Origin of the sequence: Neisseria sp. HMSC15G01 (assembly GCF_001808255.1) — a bacterium.
In the GTDB taxonomy this organism is placed as follows: domain Bacteria; phylum Pseudomonadota; class Gammaproteobacteria; order Burkholderiales; family Neisseriaceae; genus Neisseria; species Neisseria subflava_A.
This window is the reverse complement of sequence record NZ_KV792665.1, coordinates 17,896-35,514: the sequence shown is the minus strand read 5'-3', so window position 1 is coordinate 35,514 and position 17,619 is coordinate 17,896. Positions and strand designations below refer to the sequence as shown.

16 protein-coding genes and 1 tRNA gene are annotated in these 17,619 nt (G+C 49.7%); 4 read left to right on the top strand and 13 right to left on the bottom strand.

Annotated elements, in window-relative coordinates; translation table 11 throughout:
- The 8 genes from HMPREF3139_RS02620 to argB form a co-directional block, all read right to left on the bottom strand.
- Positions 1 to 507, bottom strand: a 507-nt coding sequence (locus HMPREF3139_RS02620; RefSeq protein WP_070460307.1) for an IS1595 family transposase, incomplete at its 3' end; no start/stop codon positions are given.
- 35 nt (positions 508 to 542) lie between these two features.
- Entirely contained in the window at positions 543 to 968 is a 426-nt protein-coding gene (locus HMPREF3139_RS02615) for a hypothetical protein (RefSeq protein WP_070460305.1), read from the bottom strand.
- 237 nt (positions 969 to 1,205) lie between these two features.
- Positions 1,206 to 1,835: a hypothetical protein gene (locus tag HMPREF3139_RS02610; protein WP_141743126.1), complete on the bottom strand. Its 630-nt coding sequence runs from the start codon at positions 1,833 to 1,835 to the stop codon at positions 1,206 to 1,208.
- A 9-nt stretch (positions 1,836 to 1,844) separates the two neighbouring features.
- Positions 1,845 to 2,552, bottom strand: a complete 708-nt coding sequence (locus HMPREF3139_RS02605; protein ID WP_070460301.1) for an SIMPL domain-containing protein — start codon at positions 2,550 to 2,552, stop codon at positions 1,845 to 1,847.
- A gap of 112 nt (positions 2,553 to 2,664) precedes the next feature.
- Positions 2,665 to 3,156, bottom strand: coding sequence for a DUF1841 family protein (locus tag HMPREF3139_RS02600; RefSeq protein ID WP_070460299.1), 492 nt, complete (start codon positions 3,154 to 3,156; stop codon positions 2,665 to 2,667).
- A gap of 101 nt (positions 3,157 to 3,257) precedes the next feature.
- The gene (ftsB, locus tag HMPREF3139_RS02595; RefSeq protein WP_003679613.1) at positions 3,258 to 3,533 is read right to left on the bottom strand and encodes a cell division protein FtsB; all 276 of its coding nucleotides are present in this window, start codon (positions 3,531 to 3,533) and stop codon (positions 3,258 to 3,260) included.
- A gap of 23 nt (positions 3,534 to 3,556) precedes the next feature.
- Positions 3,557 to 4,843 carry a phosphopyruvate hydratase gene (eno, locus tag HMPREF3139_RS02590; protein ID WP_070460297.1) on the bottom strand — a complete coding sequence of 429 codons (1,287 nt, stop codon included), beginning with the start codon at positions 4,841 to 4,843 and terminating at the stop codon, positions 3,557 to 3,559.
- A 261-nt stretch (positions 4,844 to 5,104) separates the two neighbouring features.
- Complete coding sequence (gene argB, locus HMPREF3139_RS02585; protein ID WP_070460295.1) at positions 5,105 to 5,992, bottom strand: acetylglutamate kinase; 888 nt, start codon at positions 5,990 to 5,992, stop codon at positions 5,105 to 5,107.
- Positions 5,993 to 6,166: 174 nt separating this feature from the next.
- Between argB and HMPREF3139_RS02580 the strand changes: the two genes are divergently transcribed.
- Together HMPREF3139_RS02580 and lgt are read left to right on the top strand one after the other, a co-directional pair.
- On the top strand, positions 6,167 to 7,297 hold the full coding sequence (locus HMPREF3139_RS02580; RefSeq protein ID WP_070460294.1) for a M14 family metallopeptidase: 1,131 nt from the start codon (positions 6,167 to 6,169) through the stop codon (positions 7,295 to 7,297).
- Between the two features lie 74 nt (positions 7,298 to 7,371).
- A complete protein-coding gene (gene lgt, locus HMPREF3139_RS02575) occupies positions 7,372 to 8,232 on the top strand; it encodes a prolipoprotein diacylglyceryl transferase (protein WP_070460292.1) in 861 nt (286 codons plus the stop codon).
- A gap of 77 nt (positions 8,233 to 8,309) precedes the next feature.
- Here the strand turns inward: lgt and trkA are convergent, their stop codons facing one another.
- The 5 genes from trkA to HMPREF3139_RS02550 all read right to left on the bottom strand — a co-directional run bounded on the left by trkA (position 8,310) and on the right by HMPREF3139_RS02550 (position 14,998).
- The gene (trkA, locus tag HMPREF3139_RS02570) at positions 8,310 to 9,722 is read right to left on the bottom strand and encodes a Trk system potassium transporter TrkA (protein WP_070460290.1); all 1,413 of its coding nucleotides are present in this window, start codon (positions 9,720 to 9,722) and stop codon (positions 8,310 to 8,312) included.
- A 94-nt stretch (positions 9,723 to 9,816) separates the two neighbouring features.
- Positions 9,817 to 11,268 (bottom strand): DASS family sodium-coupled anion symporter, encoded by a 1,452-nt coding sequence (locus HMPREF3139_RS02565; protein ID WP_070460288.1) that lies wholly within the window; start codon positions 11,266 to 11,268, stop codon positions 9,817 to 9,819.
- A gap of 213 nt (positions 11,269 to 11,481) precedes the next feature.
- Positions 11,482 to 12,735: a complex I 51 kDa subunit family protein gene (locus tag HMPREF3139_RS02560; protein ID WP_070460286.1), complete on the bottom strand. Its 1,254-nt coding sequence runs from the start codon at positions 12,733 to 12,735 to the stop codon at positions 11,482 to 11,484.
- The gene (locus HMPREF3139_RS02555) at positions 12,732 to 14,360 is read right to left on the bottom strand and encodes an FAD-binding protein (RefSeq protein ID WP_070460284.1); all 1,629 of its coding nucleotides are present in this window, start codon (positions 14,358 to 14,360) and stop codon (positions 12,732 to 12,734) included. The genes HMPREF3139_RS02560 and HMPREF3139_RS02555 overlap by 4 nt, the downstream gene beginning before the upstream one ends.
- Positions 14,360 to 14,998 (bottom strand): 4Fe-4S dicluster domain-containing protein, encoded by a 639-nt coding sequence (locus HMPREF3139_RS02550; RefSeq protein ID WP_070460283.1) that lies wholly within the window; start codon positions 14,996 to 14,998, stop codon positions 14,360 to 14,362. The genes HMPREF3139_RS02555 and HMPREF3139_RS02550 overlap by 1 nt, the downstream gene beginning before the upstream one ends.
- Before the next feature lie 855 nt (positions 14,999 to 15,853).
- On the opposite strand from HMPREF3139_RS02550, the gene HMPREF3139_RS02545 reads away from it, so the two are divergent.
- Both HMPREF3139_RS02545 and HMPREF3139_RS02540 read left to right on the top strand, forming a co-directional pair.
- Positions 15,854 to 17,377, top strand: a complete 1,524-nt coding sequence (locus HMPREF3139_RS02545; protein ID WP_070460281.1) for a fumarate hydratase — start codon at positions 15,854 to 15,856, stop codon at positions 17,375 to 17,377.
- Positions 17,378 to 17,531: 154 nt separating this feature from the next.
- Positions 17,532 to 17,608: transfer RNA gene (locus HMPREF3139_RS02540), tRNA-Pro, on the top strand.
- Positions 17,609 to 17,619: the final 11 nt, after the last annotated feature.

Below are 17,619 nucleotides of genomic sequence, written 5' to 3'. Positions count from 1 at the left end.
GGCCGGACTTTTTGCGCTCGTGGTTTTCCCAATCCTGGTAGCGGTTGTCTTGTGATTAATGAGGTGGTGGGTAAATCCGCTTACATCCAACACATCATAGCTACTCAAACAATCCGTATAGACAATACTGTCAGGCATAATTTTCTTTGTGATAACAGGAAATAACGTCTCTCTTTTAGCGTTCTCAATAACCACGGTATAAACCTTGCCGCCGCGTTTGAGAATACCAAAAACTGCCACCTTGTCTGCCGCACCGCATCCACGTTTGCCTTTGCGGTGTCCGCCAAAATAGCTCTCGTCCAACTCAACTGAGCCGTCAAAAACCGTATCGGCTTCCAGTGAAAGATGATGGCTGATGACTTCGCGAATCTTGCGGTAAAACAGCACTGCCGAATTGGGGTGGATGCCCGATAAATCAGCTGCTGAACGGGCGGTAACTTCGAGTACAAAAAACTGGAGCAGTTTCTTTTGAATACTCTTTTTTAGTTTACAATGGGTTATCTTCATTTTTGCAGTCTAACACTAGTACAGCCCCTAAATTTTTATTCATGGAGATTTTCATTTATTAAAAATTCGGGTAAGTTTTTAAACAAAAAAAATTCATCTCCCCAATTAATCATATTCAACACTGATTGGGAAAAAATTAGCCGAAACCCGATTTCATCATCATCAAGATATAGTTTTCTCATTTCCAATAGGTCTTCATCTTTAAGGAAACCAAAAAAATCAAAATCGGTTAAATCGAATATTTTAAGCTCTCCATAACTACCTAAAGATACGTTTTCAGCTTCCTTGTTGATTTCATAAGACAGATTCGGTTCGCTGCCATTACACTTAAATAAAACAGGGATCCCTTCCAAATCAAACTGTATTTCATCGGGACGTTGGACATCAATATCAAGATCCGTTTCGTCATATATGAAGAAAAGCTCCTTTACTGATAAAATCCTTCCATTTAACTCATTCATTTATTTACCCTTATCCCTTCTTTTACTGATGGATTAGTTAAGCCATTTTTCAAAATTGTTATAAACTCTCCTTCAGGAGATGTTACTACTACATTATTTCCTTTAATTCTAAATAAAACTGATCCACGTGCATGATTTGCACCTTGCCTGATTCCCTGCCCGTTAAAAGTTCCTACCCTTAACTCATCTGGCCGTTTAGCAATTTCATAAATAAATTTTTTAAAACTTTCTCTTCCGCTAGAAGTTCATATCAAATCCATGTTCAGTAGCATGTTTTCCTACTTTGCGACCAAATTGGTTATCGGCTAAAGAAAATCTTTGCGGGTTCCAAGATGCTTTTTGAAATTCCTTAGGAATTTTAGCAAAATCAATTTCTAATCTTGCCAACTCTTCTTGTATCTTGCTTACTTTAACCTCAAGTTGTTCAAATCTTCTAGGCGAGCCTTTCGCATCTTTGGCTAATTCAAACAATTTCTTGGCTGTGCGCAAATCCCCCGCTTCTTTGGCAGCTTCGTAGGCCTTTCTGAAATCGCGGACGGTTTCTAGTTTTTTAGCTACTTTCACTCCTGGAATGGCAAAAATAGTTGCAACAGCATAATCTCTAAACGTGTCGGCCTGTTTGAAATCTTTAATCGTTCCGACAACCGTCATATCGGTAAGCAGTTCGCTGCCAATCCGCATCATTTTTGCATTGGCGGCAATTTCTTCCGGTGATTTGCCGTAAGACATTAACACAACAGTATCGGTTTTGCCGAACTCTTCGCTATGAGCCTGCCTTCTTTCGGGATTAAATGCCATTTTAATCATTGAGTAATATAAAAGGCCGTCTGAAAAATATACTTTCAGACGGCCTTTCAAATGATTCAAAAGAAAATCCTACATTTGCACCGAGCCGCTGACGGTCAGGCTGATCTCTTCCGAACCTGGGGAGGCTGGTACGCCATCTTCTATTCCTGCAGCCATTTCTGCGACGGGGGCTGTCCGTAACATTTTGGCACGTGCGAAATCACCGCCGATTTGGCGGTTGCCGATGTGGCCCAGGTTGAGTTTGACGATTTTGTAACTGGAGAAGCCGAGTGTTTGGGCGAGGTTTTGGGCGCGGTCTTTGAAGCGTAGGATGACGGCCTTGCTCAGTTGGTCGACGGTTTCTTCGCGTTTTTCTTTGGATACGGAAAATGAGGAGCTTTCCAAAACGGCGATATTGATGCTGTCGGCAATCAGGCGGTTGAGTGCTTCAAAGTCTTTGCTTTCTACTTTGAAGTAGGCATGTTCTTCCCAACCGGTTTGGGTGCGTTTGCCGTTGGTGTATTGATAGCGCGGGGATGCGTTGCGCTCCATCAGCTCGGCTTTAAATTTGCTGTTTTGGGAGATTTTGTTGAACTGGTTGAATTTCTTCATGAAGGCTTGGTTGACGGCTTGACGGTCTTTACCTTCGGCGTTGACGCTGAAATGCGCGGTCATGGTATCCCGTGGCACTTCCATATTCGCGGATTCGGAAAATTCAACGATGTTGTAGTTGAGGCTTTCTGCTGCAACGGGCAGGGAGGCGGCTAGCAGTAGGGCGGTAAGGGCTGGGCGGAGCATTTTGGTTTTCCTTGTAATGCGGATTTTAAAAAAGTAATTTAGCATGCAAGATGGAAACGTTGGCTTTGACAAGCGTAAGGATTTGTCTGGGTTGAGGCCGTCTGAAAAGAAGTTACTTTGTATCCATCAAGCCGACTTCATGGGGATTGAGGCGGGCTTTTTCTTCTTGGCCTAAGCCGACCAATTTCCGCAAGCGGGTCATGTAGGCATTGACGTCAAGGCCCCGTCCGTAGCGTTGTGCTTCCCAGATGGTTTCTGCCAAGGCTTCCATCATATCGTGTTCGGCTTTGACCCAGTCGCCGTTGTAACGGGCGCAAAGCTGATGGTGGATGGCACGGATGCCCGGGGGCTGGTCGATGGCGCTTTGTTCTTGCAGGGAAAGGTGTAGCGACATGTGCAGGAATGGGTTGCTTTCGCCGTCTTCGGGCAACCATTCTTTATCTAAATATTGTTCGATGTCTTCGAGATAGTGTCCGTATTCGGGATGGGCTTCGATAATGCGCAAAGCTTTTTGTTGCAGGCCGTCCAATTGGAGCGGTGCGAGCCTGTGTTGCCAGACGTTGGCAAAGAATCGGCGGACATCGTGGGTGTTTACGTCATACATGATGGGTGTGATTTGATTTTGGGATATGTGATTATATAGCGATTGCGATAAAAAAGGCCGTCTGAAAAATATGTTTTCAGACGGCCTTTGTTTTGCAGGGTTTAGCGGCGGTCGATGATTCGGTAATACACTTCGCCGTCTTGGACATAGCCCAATTCGACGCGGGCAATTTCGGCGATAGCCTCTTGTCCGTGTGCCAAATCTTCAACTTCCGCATTGAGGAAATTGTTGCGCAAAGTGAGCGTTTGGTTTTTTTCCTCCTGACGGACGAGCTGCTCCTGCAATTCTTCCGTATGCCCGACGCTGCCTTTACCAAACCAAAGGCTGTACTGACAGCACAAAAGTGCGAAGGTTAAAACAAAAGTCACCCACTTCATACAATCAATATCCTATATTCTGCTTATTTGCCCAATTGGTAGAATGCGGCTTTGCCAGGGTAGTAAGCGGCTTCGGCCAATTCTTCTTCGATGCGCAACAATTGGTTGTATTTCGCCATGCGGTCAGAACGGGACAGGGAGCCGGTTTTGATTTGCATACAGTTGGTGGCAACTGCCAAGTCGGCAATGGTGCTGTCTTCGGTTTCGCCGGAACGGTGGCTCATTACGCTGGCGTAGCGGTTGCGTTTGGCCAAGTCGACGGCTTGCAGGGTTTCGCTCAATGTACCGATTTGGTTGACTTTGACCAGCAATGCGTTTGCCACGCCTTTTTCGATGCCTTCGGCCAAGATTTTTGGATTGGTTACGAACAAGTCGTCGCCGACCAATTGAACTTTTTTACCCAATTTTTCGGTCAGCAGTTTCCAGCCTTCCCAGTCATTTTCGTCCATACCGTCTTCGATGGAAATGATTGGGAATTCGTTAACCAGGCCTTCCAGGTATTCGGCAAATTCTGCGCTGGTGTAGGAGCGGCCTTCTGCTTCCAGGTGGTATTGGCCGTCTTTGTAGAACTCGCTGGATGCGCAGTCCAGGGCGAACAATACGTCTTCGCCTGCTTTGTAGCCGGCGGCTTCGGTGGCTTCCACCATCAGTTGTAGGGCTTCTTTGTGACTGTTCAGGTTGGGTGCGAAACCACCTTCGTCGCCGACGGTAGTTGGGAAGCCTTTGCTATCGCACAGTTTTTTCAGCGCATGGAAAATTTCGGCACCGCAACGCAGGGCTTCGCGGAAAGATTTTGCGCCAACAGGCATGATCATGAATTCTTGGATGTTCAGGCTGTTGTTGGCATGTTCACCGCCGTTGATTACGTTCATCATCGGAACCGGCAGAGCCATTGGGCCTGCGCCGCCCAAGTAACGGTACAGCGGCAGGCCTGCATCTTCAGCGGCCGCGCGTGCTACGGCCATAGAAGCGGCCAAAGTGGCATTGGCGCCCAAGTTGCCTTTGTTTTCAGTACCGTCCAATTCGATCATGATTTGGTCGATATAAGATTGTTCGCTGGCATCGATGCCGATGAGGGCTTGCGCGATTTGGTTGTTAACGTGGTCAACGGCTTTCAATACGCCTTTGCCCAAGTAACGGGATTTGTCGCCGTCACGCAATTCCAAAGCTTCTTTTTGACCGGTTGATGCGCCGCTTGGTACGGCTGCACGGCCCATGACGCCGGATTCCAACAATACGTCACACTCTACGGTAGGGTTGCCGCGAGAGTCTAAGATTTCGCGTGCAAAAATATCAACGATTGCGCTCATGAATATCTCCAAATAGGATGGTAAAAGAAAAGTAGCTTTATTACGCTTCAGACGGCCTTGAGGATGATTGCCGAAGTCTGATGAATGCAGACATTATACCGTCTTTGCCGGGCATGGCATCGGCGTCGGTATGAAACCGACTGTAAGTTTGTTTCACGTCAATATCGGTCAAACAAATATAAGCTGTATAGTATAACATTTTTTACCCTTTTTAGGGTGAAAAGCTGATTAAATCAGGCATAAGGCCGTCTGAAAACCAGATTAGCCCTCGCCTAAAATCATCGAGCCTACGCCGTCATCGGTCAGCACCTCCAAGAGCAGAGCGTTGGGAACGCGGCCGTCTATGATGTGCGTGGCTTTAACGCCGCTTTTGGCGGCTTCGACGGCGGAGGCAATTTTAGGCAACATACCGCCGTACAGCGTGCCGTCTTCAATTAATTCGTCAATGCGGCTTGGCGTCAGGGTGGTCAATAATTTGCCTTCTTTATCCAGTACGCCGGGGATGTTGGTCATCATCAGCAGTTTTTCGGCTTGAAGTTTTTCCGCCAGTTTGCCGGCAACCAAGTCGGCATTGATGTTGAACGCTTCGCCGTTTTGGCCTACGCCGATGGGTGCGATGACCGGAATGCAGCCGCGCTCGACCAAGCCTTCCACCAAACGGGTATCGATGTCGGCCACGGTGCCGACTTGGCCGATATCCACGCCTTTTTGTTCGGGCGTATCGATCAGGAGTTTTTCCGCTTTGATAAAGTGGTTGTCCCGGCCGGTAATGCCGACGGCGCGACCGCCGAAGGTGGTAATCATGGAAACGATTTCTTTATTGACGTGTCCGCCCAAAACCATCTCTACAATGTCCATGGTTTCACTGTCGGTCACGCGCATGCCTTGAACAAATTCTCCTTTTTTGCCGACTTTTTCCAGCATTTCATTGATTTGCGGGCCGCCGCCGTGAACGATGACGGGATGCAGGCCGATCAGTTTGAGCAGGACGACATCGCGTGCGAAGCCCTCTTTTAAGGCCGAATCGGTCATGGCGTTGCCGCCGTATTTGATGACGATGATGGAGCCGGAAAAACGGCGGATATAAGGTAAAGATTCGGCAAGGACGCGCGCTTTGATCGCAGAGGAGACAGATTGTTGCTGAGTCATGGTTTCAACCTTGTTTCATGATTTCGGCCTTTATCTTAATCCCAAAGGCCGTCTGAAACAATATTTCCAAGCGCTTGAAATCCTGTTAAATCAGTTAAATGGTTGAAACCAGCCTCATGCAAACGGTAAAATGACGGTTTGCTTCGGCCTCTTTGCCGATTACTAAGGATACCCATGATGAAAATCAGCACCCAATTCGATGCCGGTTCGGTCGTTGTCAAAGATTTGAGCAACCCTGCCGATATCCGCCTCGCCCTGCGTCCCGACAATGCTTCGGAGTTTGCCCAATGGTTTTACTTCCGTTTGCAGGGTGCGGCCTATCAAAACTGCGTGATGCATTTTGAAAATGCGGCGGACGCTGCGTATCCTTTGGGTTGGGAGGATTATCAGGCTTGCGCTTCTTACGACCGCCAAAATTGGTTCCGCGTGCCGACCAGCTATGAAAACGGTGTGTTGACCATCAACCATACGCCTTTGTCCAACAGCGTTTACTACGCTTATTTCGAGCCTTATTCCAACGAGCAGCATTTGAACCTTTTGGGCGATGCGCAGGGCAGCGGTTTGTGCCGTATCGACGACTTGGGCAGTACCGTTCAAGGCCGTGACATCAATCTTTTGACCATCGGCAACCAAGTCGAAAGCGACATGAAAGTCTGGATTATCGCCCGTCAGCATCCGGGCGAAACTATGGCGGAATGGTTTGTCGAAGGTTTGCTGGGCCGTCTGCTTGATCCGCAAGATCCGACCGCGCGCATGCTGCTTGACCGTGCGACTTTCTACATTGTGCCGAATATGAATCCGGACGGTTCGGTATTGGGCAACCTGCGCACCAATGCCACCGGCGCCAACCTCAACCGCGAATGGGAAAACCCGACTTTGGAACGAAGCCCCGAAGTCTTTACCGTCCGCGAAAAAATGATGGAAACTGGCGTGGATTTGTTCTTGGATATTCACGGCGATGAAGGTCTGCCGTTTGTCTTTGTGGCCGGTACCGAAGGCGTGCCGAACTACAACGAGCGCATCGAAGCCTTGGAAGACCAATTCAAACTTGCGCTGCTCAATGCCAGCCCCGATTTCCAAGACGATTACGGCTATGACAAAGATGCGCCGGGTCAGGCAAACATGACTTTGGCGACCAACTGGGTCGGCAATCATTTCAACTGCCTTGCCTATACTTTGGAAATGCCGTTTAAAGACAATGCCAACCTGCCGGACGATGATTTCGGCTGGAACGGCCAACGCTCGCTGCGCTTGGGTGAGGCTATGTTGTCTGCTATTTTGAATGTGGTTGGCGATTTGCGTTAAACCGTCCGACACTGCATACAGGCCGTCTGAAAGTTCAGGCTTTCAGACGGCCTTTGAGATAAGGAATACACATTATGATGATACATCCCCAGTTTGATCCGGTGCTGATCAGCATCGGCCCGCTTGCCATCCGCTGGTATGCCTTGAGCTATATTGTCGGCTTTATCCTGTTTACGATTTTGGGCCGCCGCCGTATCACGCAGGGCAATTCTGTGTTTACCAAAGAAACACTCGACGATTTCCTGACTTGGGGTATCTTGGGCGTCATCTTGGGTGGCCGTATCGGCTACGTTTTGTTTTATAAATTTTCCGACTATTTGGCCAACCCGTTGGATATTTTCAAAGTTTGGGAAGGCGGTATGTCGTTTCACGGCGGCTTCTTGGGCGTGGTCGTTGCCATGTGGCTGTTTGGCCGTAAGCATAACATCAGCATTTTAAAATTGATGGATACCGTTGCACCGCTCGTGCCGCTGGGCTTGGCTTCCGGCCGTATCGGCAACTTTATCAACGGCGAACTTTGGGGGCGCGTGACCGAACTCAATGCTTTCTGGGCGATGGGTTTCCCGCAAGCGCGTTACGAAGATGCGGAGGCTGCGGCGCACAATCCTTTGTGGGCCGAGTGGCTGCAACAATACGGCATGCTGCCGCGCCACCCGTCTCAGCTTTACCAGTTTGCCCTTGAAGGCATTTGCCTGTTTGTCATCGTTTGGATTTTCTCGAAAAAACCACGTCCGGCCGGACAAACGGCAGCATTGTTCTTGGGCGGTTACGGTTTGTTCCGCTTTATTGCAGAATTTGCCCGTCAGCCTGATGACTATCTCGGCCTGCTGACTTTGGGTTTGTCCATGGGGCAATGGTTGAGCGTGCCGATGATTGTATTGGGTGTGATTGGTTTTGTTTGGTTTGGCCGTAAAAACAGCGTTGCCAAAGCATAAATAAAACAAGAAATAAAGGCCGTCTGAAAAGGTTTTCAGACGGCCTTTTTATGGCTTTAAGAAAACGGATTTTGGGTTTAACCGAAAAAGCCCATTTTGACTTGAATGAGTTTTTCCAACTCCGGTAGGACGCGGCGGCGTGAGACGAAGAAGATAATGTGGTCGCCGTCTTGGAGGATGGTTTCGGTGTGGTGTCCCATGATGACCTCGCCGGTTGCGCCGCGGACGATGGCGGCGATGTAGCAGTCGCTCGGCCATTTGATGCCGCTGATGCGGCGGCCGACGATGGCGGAAGTGTTTTTATCGCCGTGTACCACCACTTCAATGGCTTCGGCTGTACCACGGCGCAAAGGATGGACGGCAACGATGTCGCCGCGGCGGATGTGGGCGAGGATGGAGCCGATGGTAATCAGATGGGGGGAAACAACGATATCGATTTTGTTGCCTTCGAGCAAATCGACGTAGCTTGAGCGGTTGACGATGGTAATCACGCGTTTGGCACCAAGGTTTTTCGCCAACAGGCTGGACATGATGTTGTTTTCGTCATCATTGGTCAGCGCGCAGAAGACGTCGATTTCGTCGATGTATTCTTCGTCCAGCAGGGTTTCGTCGGTGGCGGAACCTTGCAGGACGAGGGTGTTGTCCAGATTCTCGGCCAGCCATTCGGCGCGCTGGGGTTTGTATTCGATGATTTTGATGTCGTATTTGGATTCAAGCTGCTTGGCGAGGCGGTAGCCGATGTTGCCGCCGCCGGCAATCATGATGCGGCGGGTACGCGCTTCTTTCGGACGCAATTCACGCATGATGGCTTCAACGCTGTTGATGTCGGCAGCAAACAGGACTTCATCGCCTTCAATGATGACGGTTTGCGGCGTTGGGACGATCAGGCGGTTGTTGCGGTAGATGGCGCAGATTTGGCAGTCCGCACCTTCGAGCAGGTGTTGGTTGATATCGGCAATTTCACGGCCGATCAGCAAACCGCCTTTGCGTGCTTGAACAATCACCATGCGGACTTGGTCGTTGGCGAAACTGAGTACCTGCAATGAGCTGGTGTAGTTGAGCAGGCCGACGAGTTGTTCGGTAACTAGCTGTTCGGGGCTGATGGTTTCGGTAATGCCGAAGATGTTGAGGCTGCCTTCTTCGGGGTTATCGCTGCCGTCAACCGGATATTCGAGGTATTCGCTTGAGCGCACGCGTGCGATGCGGCTGGGGATGTTGAATAGGTCGGCGGCGATTTTGGAGGCGACAATGTTGGTTTCGTCGCTGCGGGTCAGGGCAAGCAGAAGGTCGGAGTCCGCCGCGCCTGCCTGTTCGAGGGTAAAGGGCGATGCGCCGTTGCCGACGATGGTTTGGACATCGAGGCGGCTGCTGATGCGGTTGAGCGCTTTTTCGTCGATGTCGATGATGGTAACGTCGTTGCTGGGAACGGAGGCGAGATTTTGGGCGACGGTCGAGCCGACTTGGCCGCTGCCGAGAATGAGTATTTTCACGGTAATTGAGTGTGTTCGGTAAAAATGAAATTGTAACAAAAGGCCGTCTGAAATTGGAGTTTCAGACGGCCTGATTTTTCAATCGGCTAAAGGGTTACCAATAGCCCAAGGCTTTCCACCACAAGATGCCGACAGTGCTGAAAATCAGGATTTCGACCACGCTCATGATGAAGCCGGCTTTCCACCATTCGGTCATGTTGACGTAGTTCGAGCCGTAAATGACAGGTGCGGAACCGGTGGCGTAGTGGGTCAGCGACATCATGATGCCGGTAGCGGCTGCCATAATCAGGGCAAACAGCATCGGTGGTGCGCCCAAGGCCAAGCCTGCGCCGTAGAATGCGCCGAACATGGCGGTAACGTGTGCCGTACCGCTGGCGAAAACGTAGTGGGAGTAGAGGTAGGCCAGCATCAACAGGGCGCAACCGGCTTCCCAACCCAAGCCCATGTGGGCGATGCCGTTTTGCATGGAGTCGGACAACCAACTGATGAGGCCCAGTTTGTTGAGGAAGTTTGCCATCATCACCAAGGCAGCAAACCAAACAATGGTATCCCACGCGCTTTTTTCTTTCAGCGCGTCGTCCCAAGTCAGTACGCCGGTCAACAGGCACAAGCTCAAGCCGAGGAAGGTGGTGGCGGTAGCGTCAACTTTCACGCCGAACAGCATCTCGGGAATACCCGCCCACAACAGCAGCAGAACCAGGAAAATACCCAGCATGATTTTTTCTTCACGCTTCATCGGCCCCATGGCAGCCAAATGCTCTTTTGCCAATGCAGTGGCGTTAGGGGTTTGTTTGATTTCAGGCGGATACAGGAAATACAACACCAGCGGCATCAGCAGCATGGCAAGCAGGCCGGGTACTACCATTGCCAAGAACCAAGTACCCCAAGAGAGTTGGATTTGTGAATTGGTGGCTTTGGCAACCAATTCGACTACCAGCGGATTGGGTGCGGTGGCAGTGATAAAAATCAGACAGGTAATTACGTTGGAGTGGAAGTTGACCAGTGAAAGGTATTTACCGATTTTGCCTTCCGTACCTTTTTCAGGGTCAGAGTCGAAGCTCAGGGCAATGGATTTCATAATCGGATGTACGATGGCACCGCCGCGCGCGGTATTACTCGGCGTTACCGGACCGATGACCAAGTCGGCCAATGCCAAGCTGTAACCTACGCCCAGCGTGCGTTTGCCGAAGAGAGAAATCAAAAGATAGCCAATACGCATACCCAAGCCGGTTTTCAACAGGCCGCGCGAGATGATGATGGCGATACCGATCATCCAGATAAGTGGGTTGTTGAGGCTGCTCAAAGCGTCTTTGGTTGCGTCTGCAGCTTTTTCGTTGGTCACGCCGGTCAGTGCAACCAAGGTAATGCCCAAAATCGCCATTGCGCCGATAGGCATGGCTTTGCCGATGATGCCGGCAATGATGCCGACAAACAATGCCAAAAGATGCCATGCGTCAGGCGATACGCCTTGAGGAACGGGGATAACGAACCAGATAAGCAGCGTCAGCACAAGTGCGACCGCCGCAGGAATTGGCTTGAAGCCCATGTTGAATCTCCTAATTTGAGGATTTAAAGTATTGGGAAATCTGTTTTCAGACGGCCTGAGTGTTGCTAAAGCCTGTCTGAACGTATTTTGGTAGGTTCGGAAGGTATTTTTCTTATTGGGTTTCTCTTCAATCTTGGAAAGAAGAGAATGGGAGTCGAGTATCGTCTTTCAGACGGCCTTTACAGAAACAGGCCGTCTGAAAACAACGCCGTTTTACTCCTGTTCTTGCGGCAGGCCGTACTCTTCGGGGAAGGTACGCAGCGAGCTTTGCAACACGGTAACCGCGCCGTCAATCAAACCGCAACGGCCGCTTCGTGGCAACAGTTGGCACAGGCTTTGCAGGGCGCGCAGGTCGTCGGGAGTGCCGATGCCGGTGTCCACGCGGTTGAGCAGGCGGGAAAGCTGGAATGTGCCGCCTTTACACGGCGGGCATTGACCGCATGAGTTGGAAGCAAAAAATTCCACATACTCGGCCACTTTACGCACCACGCTGGTGCCTTCGGAAATCACAATCATCGCGCCGGTACCGAGGCTGGATTTGCGTTCGCGTACGGAAACGAAGTCCAAAGGCACATCCAAATCTTTTACAGTCAAAAGCGTATTGGACGGGCCGCCGGTAAATACGGCTTTAAACGTGCGGCCTTCGAGCATACCGCCGCCGTGATCGTAAATCAGCGATTGCAGGGTCGTACCCATCGGCAGTTCGTACAGGCCCGGATTCAATACGTCGCCGGAGAGCGAGTAGAGTTTCGTACCTGCCGCATCGCCCAAACCCAAAGATTTGTACCATTCCGCGCCTTTGGCAAGGATTTGCGGAATATTGGCGAAGGTTTCGGTATTGTTGATAAGGGTCGGCTCACCGTTGACACCGCTTTCGGCAGGGAAAGGCGGCTTGCGGCGAGGGAAGGGGAAACCGCCTTCCAGCCATGAAATCACGGCAGTTTCTTCGCCGCCGATATAACGGCCTGAAGTTTCAACCAGTTGCAAGTCCAAAGGTTTACCCAAGTAGTTTTCGATGCGGATAAACAAATCGCTGTTTTTCCATTGCTCGATGGCCGGTGTGATGGAAGCGATGGATTCGGTTTGATGAGGGTTGACGTACAGAATCGCTTTGTTGGCACGGCAGGCAACGGCGGCAATTAGGACGCCTTCGATGACTTGGTGCGGGGTATTTGCCAGCAGTACGCGGTCTTTAAATGTACCCGGTTCGTCTTCGTTGGCATTGCAGACAACGTATTTATCGCCATTTTTGCTTTGGGCGGCAACGGCGGCCTCCCATTTGCGCCAAGTCGGGAAACCTGCACCGCCCATACCGCAAAGATTGGCATCTTGCAGTTTGGAAACAATGCTTTGAGGATCGGCAAGCGCAGCCAGCAAGCCTTCGCCGCCACCGACTTTGCGCCAGGCGGCTAAATCTGCGCCGACTTGGCGGGAAGGATGCAGTAAGTTTTGATTGGCTTGGTTCATGATTGTTGCTCCTGCAAACCGGCGTGTTCGCGCAAATCGAATTTGCCGTAGTCGGGATATAAAACGGGGGCTTTGATGTCGCTGGTCAGACCGGCGCGGGTCATTTCGCGTTGCAGGTCATGGACGTGTCCGACACCGCCGCGTACTTTTTTCAGCGGCAGGCCGCAACCTGCGGCGGCTTTACCGGCACGGCGGCCGAAGCTGATGATGTCCAAAAGCGCATTGCCCATCAGGCGGTTGCGGCCGTGAATACCGCCGGTTACTTCGCCGGCGCAATAGAGGCCTTCAACGCAGGTTGCGCCGTCGCCGTTGATTTCGATACCGCCGTTTTGATAGTGCAGGGTCGGATGAATCATGACCGGCTCAACGGCAGGGTCGATGCCGCATTTGTGGGCAACGTGGCCGAGTGTTACCAAACGGTTTAATACGTCAGGATCGTTGGCAATCAGGCGCGGGGTGTCGAGGAATACGCCGACTTGTCCGTCGCGTACCACGCCGCGGCCTTCGCGGCATTCACGCAGAATCGCAGCGGCAACAACGTCGCGCGGTTGTAATTCGTCAACGAAACGTTCGCCCAAACCGTTGACCAGTTTGGTGCCTGCGGAGCGCACGGCTTCGGAAATCAGCGCGCCTGCCAAGTGTGGAGGGTGGGCAACGCCGGTCGGGTGGTATTGGAAAGAATCGACATCGCGCAGTTTGGCGCCGATACGGTAGGCCAAAACCAGGCCGTCTGCAGTCGCGCCATAATGGTTGGAAGTGGCAAAACCCTGCAAATGCAGGCGTCCGCTGCCGCCGGTTGCCAATACCACGGCTTTGGCGTGAACCAACACCAAAGAGCGTTTTTCCAAATCGTACAAAATCGCGCCGACGCAGCGGCCGTGTTCGTCTGATAATAATTCGATGGCGGGGTGGCGGTTGAGCTGGGTAATGTTTTCGTCGAGTTCGACTGCCTCGCGCAGTACGCGCATCATTTCAAGGCCGGTAAAGTCGCGGTAGCTCAGAATGCGCGGCACGGTCGTACCGCCTGCACGCTTGCGGCTCAACATGCCGTTGCTGTCTGCGCCTTTAGTCAAGTCAAAAGTCATGCCCAAGCCAATCAGCCAGCGGATGGCAGATGGTGCATCGGTAACCATTTGTGCCACCAATTCTTTTTTGCCGACGTTGTGGCCGCCTTTGATGGTGTCGTCAAAGTGTCGTTGCAGGCTGTCTTCTGCGCCGACCGCTGCTTGAATGCCGCCTTCGGCCATCACGGTATTGCTGTCGCCGATACGCAGTTTGTTCGCCATGATGACGCGTGCGCCGGCTTCAGTCGCAGACAATGCCGCCGCTGCGCCCGCACCGCCGCCGCCAATTACCAATACGTCAGTGTTTAAATGTTCAGCGCCTGACAAATTATAGTCGTCAATCAGAGGCTGACTGATTAAGAGTTTGGCTAAATCAGGATGGCAGTAATCGCCTTGGTTTGGACCGATAGGCAGTTTCACACGGGCATTTGCCTGATAGTCAGGGTGAAATTGGCTCAGTAATTCGTTTTTTTCAGGTAAATCGCCGCGCAGCTCCAATGAGGACGCACGCAGGTTGGCAAGGGCGGTTTCGTAGTCTATGCCTTGGATTTTGTTAACCATTACACTGACTCCTCTTCAAATTCGACTTTCATTTTGCCGCTGTCGATTTCGCGTAGGCGGCGCATCAAATCCACAGGACGCAATGTGCGCGCTGCTTTCATACGGCGAGCGAACAGGCCCAAGTGGTTCGGACGGATGTGTTCGGGGCAGGAGAGGGTGCAGAGGTTGCACATCACGCATTGGTCAAAGGTCAGCGCAGCCGCGCCGAAATCACCGGAAACTACCTGCGCTACGCCGTTTTCTACTTGTAAACCTTTAGGACAGGCGCGATTACAGCCGCCGCAATGACGGCAGTTTTGCGCTTCTGGGAAGGCTTTGGCGGTATCGTCCAACCAGTTCCAGCCATCACCAATCTCGCCGACGTCGTAATATTGGATGTGCTCGGGAATAAAGTAATCCAAGAAGCTGACCTGCATACCTTCTTCAACTTTGGTCTCGCATGCCAGTGCGGTGGTGACTTCGCGCTCGCCTTCTTTACGAATCATGCAGCGGCAGGAACCGCATACGCCTTGACCCATACAGCCGACATTGGCAGTAATCGCATTGCCTGAACGGGCATAGGCTTGGATGATTGACGAGTCGGCGGAAGCTTTGATTTCATGGCCGTCTATGGTCAGGGTTAACAAATTTTCACTCATGGTTTGTTCCTGTGAAATTGGAAGTTGGAATAGTGGGTAATTTAATTAATTGTATTTTTATTACATCTATTGTGTGCGTGGAAATATCCAAGTGATTTACTCAGAAATTCTTTTAAAATCAATATTTATCTTTATGAGTTGAAGTGTATCAGAATTTAGTGATTTTGATGATAGGGGTAATCCAAGGTTTTATAGAAGGAGGATTGCAAACAAAACATGCCTATTATTTAGACAAATTTATTACAAAAATTTGATTTTAAAAGTAAAATAAAATTACTTTTTTAGTATAAATTTTAAAAAATTCGTCTATCTACTAGTAAAAATCATTATTATATATCAGATAATTTTGCATAGATTGTTGTATATATTGAATAATATTTAGGTATATAAGCAAGTGAAAATATTGTTATAAAATTTCAGAAAATTAAATAAGTTTGATATCAGTCAAGAAGATTGGGGGAGAAAATGACATGGATTTTACAATTGTGTATTGTATTGGAGAATAAGAAAGGCCGTCTGAAATTTAGATAATTCCCTTTTAAATACAGGCTACTAAATTTCTTTTTTAGATGCTTAAGGCAAATATTTTCAGAAGGCCTGGCAATTAGAATATCATTTAAAAAATAATGTAATTTTATTTCTATGTAAGTGAATGGTCAGTAGATATAGATTATCAATAACCAAGTGATTTAATACGATATTAAATTTCATTTAAATCAAGAAGGTATGAAAATGATATTGTCTGGGTCATTCATTTGAAAGCACTATTACACTATTGAAGGCCGTCTGAAAAAATCGGTCTCTTAAGAAATAAACAAATCCTCCCTACCATGACTCCCGAAAAGGAACACAATCATGACCGTCATCAAGCAAGAAGACTTTATCCAAAGTATTTTCGATGCTTTCCAATTCATCAGCTACTACCATCCTAAAGACTACATCCAGGCTTTGTATAAGGCTTATCAAAAAGAAGAAAACCCTGCCGCCAAAGATGCGATGGCGCAGATTTTGGTCAATAGCCGTATGTGTGCTGAAGGCCACCGTCCGATTTGTCAGGATACCGGTATTGCGACCGTATTCTTGAAAGTAGGCATGGATGTACAGTGGGATGCCGAGATGAGCGTACAGGAAATGGTTAACGAAGGCGTACGCCGTGCATACACCTATCCTGACAACAAACTGCGCGCCTCCGTATTGGCCGATCCGGCTGGCAAACGTCAAAATACCAAAGACAACACCCCTGCCGTTGTACATATGGAAATCGTAAAAGGCGACAAAGTCGAAGTCACTTGCGCAGCCAAAGGCGGCGGTTCTGAAAACAAAACTAAAGTTGCCATGCTCAATCCTTCAGACAATATTGTTGATTGGGTATTGAAAACCGTTCCTCAAATGGGTGCCGGCTGGTGTCCTCCGGGCATCTTGGGTATCGGTATCGGCGGTACGCCTGAAAAAGCAGTGTTGATGGCCAAAGAAAGCCTGATGAGCCATATCGATATTCAGGAGCTCAAAGAAAAAGCCGATTCAGGTGCAGAATTGTCTACAACCGAAGCCCTGCGCTTGGAACTCTACAAAAAAGTAAATGCCTTGGGCATCGGCGCACAAGGTTTGGGCGGTTTGAGTACCGTACTGGATGTCAAAATCCTTGACTACCCAACCCACGCGGCTTCCAAACCGATTGCCATGATTCCAAACTGCGCGGCAACTCGCCACATCGAATTTGAATTGGACGGCTCAGGCCCGGCCAAACTGGAAGCCCCGTCTTTGGAAGACTGGCCGGATCTGACTTACAGCCCTGACAACGGTAAACGTGTCGATGTCAACAATCTGACCAAAGAAGAAGTGGCCACATGGAAAACCGGCGATGTATTGTTGCTGAACGGTAAAATCCTGACCGGCCGCGATGCCGCGCACAAACGTTTGGTTGATATGCTCAACAAAGGCGAAGAATTGCCGGTAGATTTCATCAACAAACTGATTTACTACGTTGGCCCGGTTGATCCAGTCCGTGACGAAGTTGTTGGCCCAGCCGGTCCGACTACTTCCACCCGTATGGATAAATTTACCCGTCAAATGCTGGAACAAACCGGCCTCTTGGGTATGATCGGCAAATCCGAACGCGGCGCAGCAACTTGCCAAGCCATTGCCGATAACAAAGCCGTTTATCTAATGGCTGTCGGTGGCGCGGCATATCTGGTTGCCAAAGCCATTAAAGCATCTAAAGTCTTGGCGTTCCCAGAATTGGGCATGGAAGCGATTTACGAATTTGAAGTCAAAGACATGCCTGTTACCGTTGCGGTGGATAGCAATGGTGAATCGGTTCACGCCATTGCACCAAAACAATGGCAGGCAAAAATCGGTATTATTCCGGTTGAAGCTTGATATTTGACTGAATAATCAAAGGCCGTCTGAATGATTTCAGACGGCCTTTTTTTGCTTACAAATAATTCAAATGTTTTCAAACGAGTAAATTTCCTTTTCTAAAAAGCACTTGTCAAAATCAGCGTTTGAAACTAAAATTCACAGCTTATCGAGTCGGAGTGTGGCGCAGTCTGGTAGCGCACTTGCATGGGGTGCAAGGGGTCGAAGGTTCGAATCCTTTCACTCCGACCAAAAAATTGGAA

Bases quoted from the DNA above. Each gene is read 5' to 3' on its own strand.
- HMPREF3139_RS02555 (WP_070460284.1), bottom strand. From the start codon at position 14,360: ATGGTTAACAAAATCCAAGGCATAGACTACGAAACCGCCCTTGCCAAC.
- ftsB (WP_003679613.1), bottom strand. From the start codon at position 3,533: ATGAAGTGGGTGACTTTTGTTTTAACCTTCGCACTTTTGTGCTGTCAG.
- HMPREF3139_RS02550 (WP_070460283.1), bottom strand. From the start codon at position 14,998: ATGAGTGAAAATTTGTTAACCCTGACCATAGACGGCCATGAAATCAAA.
- HMPREF3139_RS02560 (WP_070460286.1), bottom strand. From the start codon at position 12,735: ATGAACCAAGCCAATCAAAACTTACTGCATCCTTCCCGCCAAGTCGGC.
- argB (WP_070460295.1), bottom strand. From the start codon at position 5,992: ATGACTCAGCAACAATCTGTCTCCTCTGCGATCAAAGCGCGCGTCCTT.
- eno (WP_070460297.1), bottom strand. From the start codon at position 4,843: ATGAGCGCAATCGTTGATATTTTTGCACGCGAAATCTTAGACTCTCGC.
- lgt (WP_070460292.1), top strand. From the start codon at position 7,372: ATGATGATACATCCCCAGTTTGATCCGGTGCTGATCAGCATCGGCCCG.
- HMPREF3139_RS02565 (WP_070460288.1), bottom strand. From the start codon at position 11,268: ATGGGCTTCAAGCCAATTCCTGCGGCGGTCGCACTTGTGCTGACGCTG.
- HMPREF3139_RS02545 (WP_070460281.1), top strand. From the start codon at position 15,854: ATGACCGTCATCAAGCAAGAAGACTTTATCCAAAGTATTTTCGATGCT.
- HMPREF3139_RS02605 (WP_070460301.1), bottom strand. From the start codon at position 2,552: ATGCTCCGCCCAGCCCTTACCGCCCTACTGCTAGCCGCCTCCCTGCCC.
- HMPREF3139_RS02580 (WP_070460294.1), top strand. From the start codon at position 6,167: ATGATGAAAATCAGCACCCAATTCGATGCCGGTTCGGTCGTTGTCAAA.
- HMPREF3139_RS02615 (WP_070460305.1), bottom strand. From the start codon at position 968: ATGAATGAGTTAAATGGAAGGATTTTATCAGTAAAGGAGCTTTTCTTC.
- HMPREF3139_RS02600 (WP_070460299.1), bottom strand. From the start codon at position 3,156: ATGTATGACGTAAACACCCACGATGTCCGCCGATTCTTTGCCAACGTC.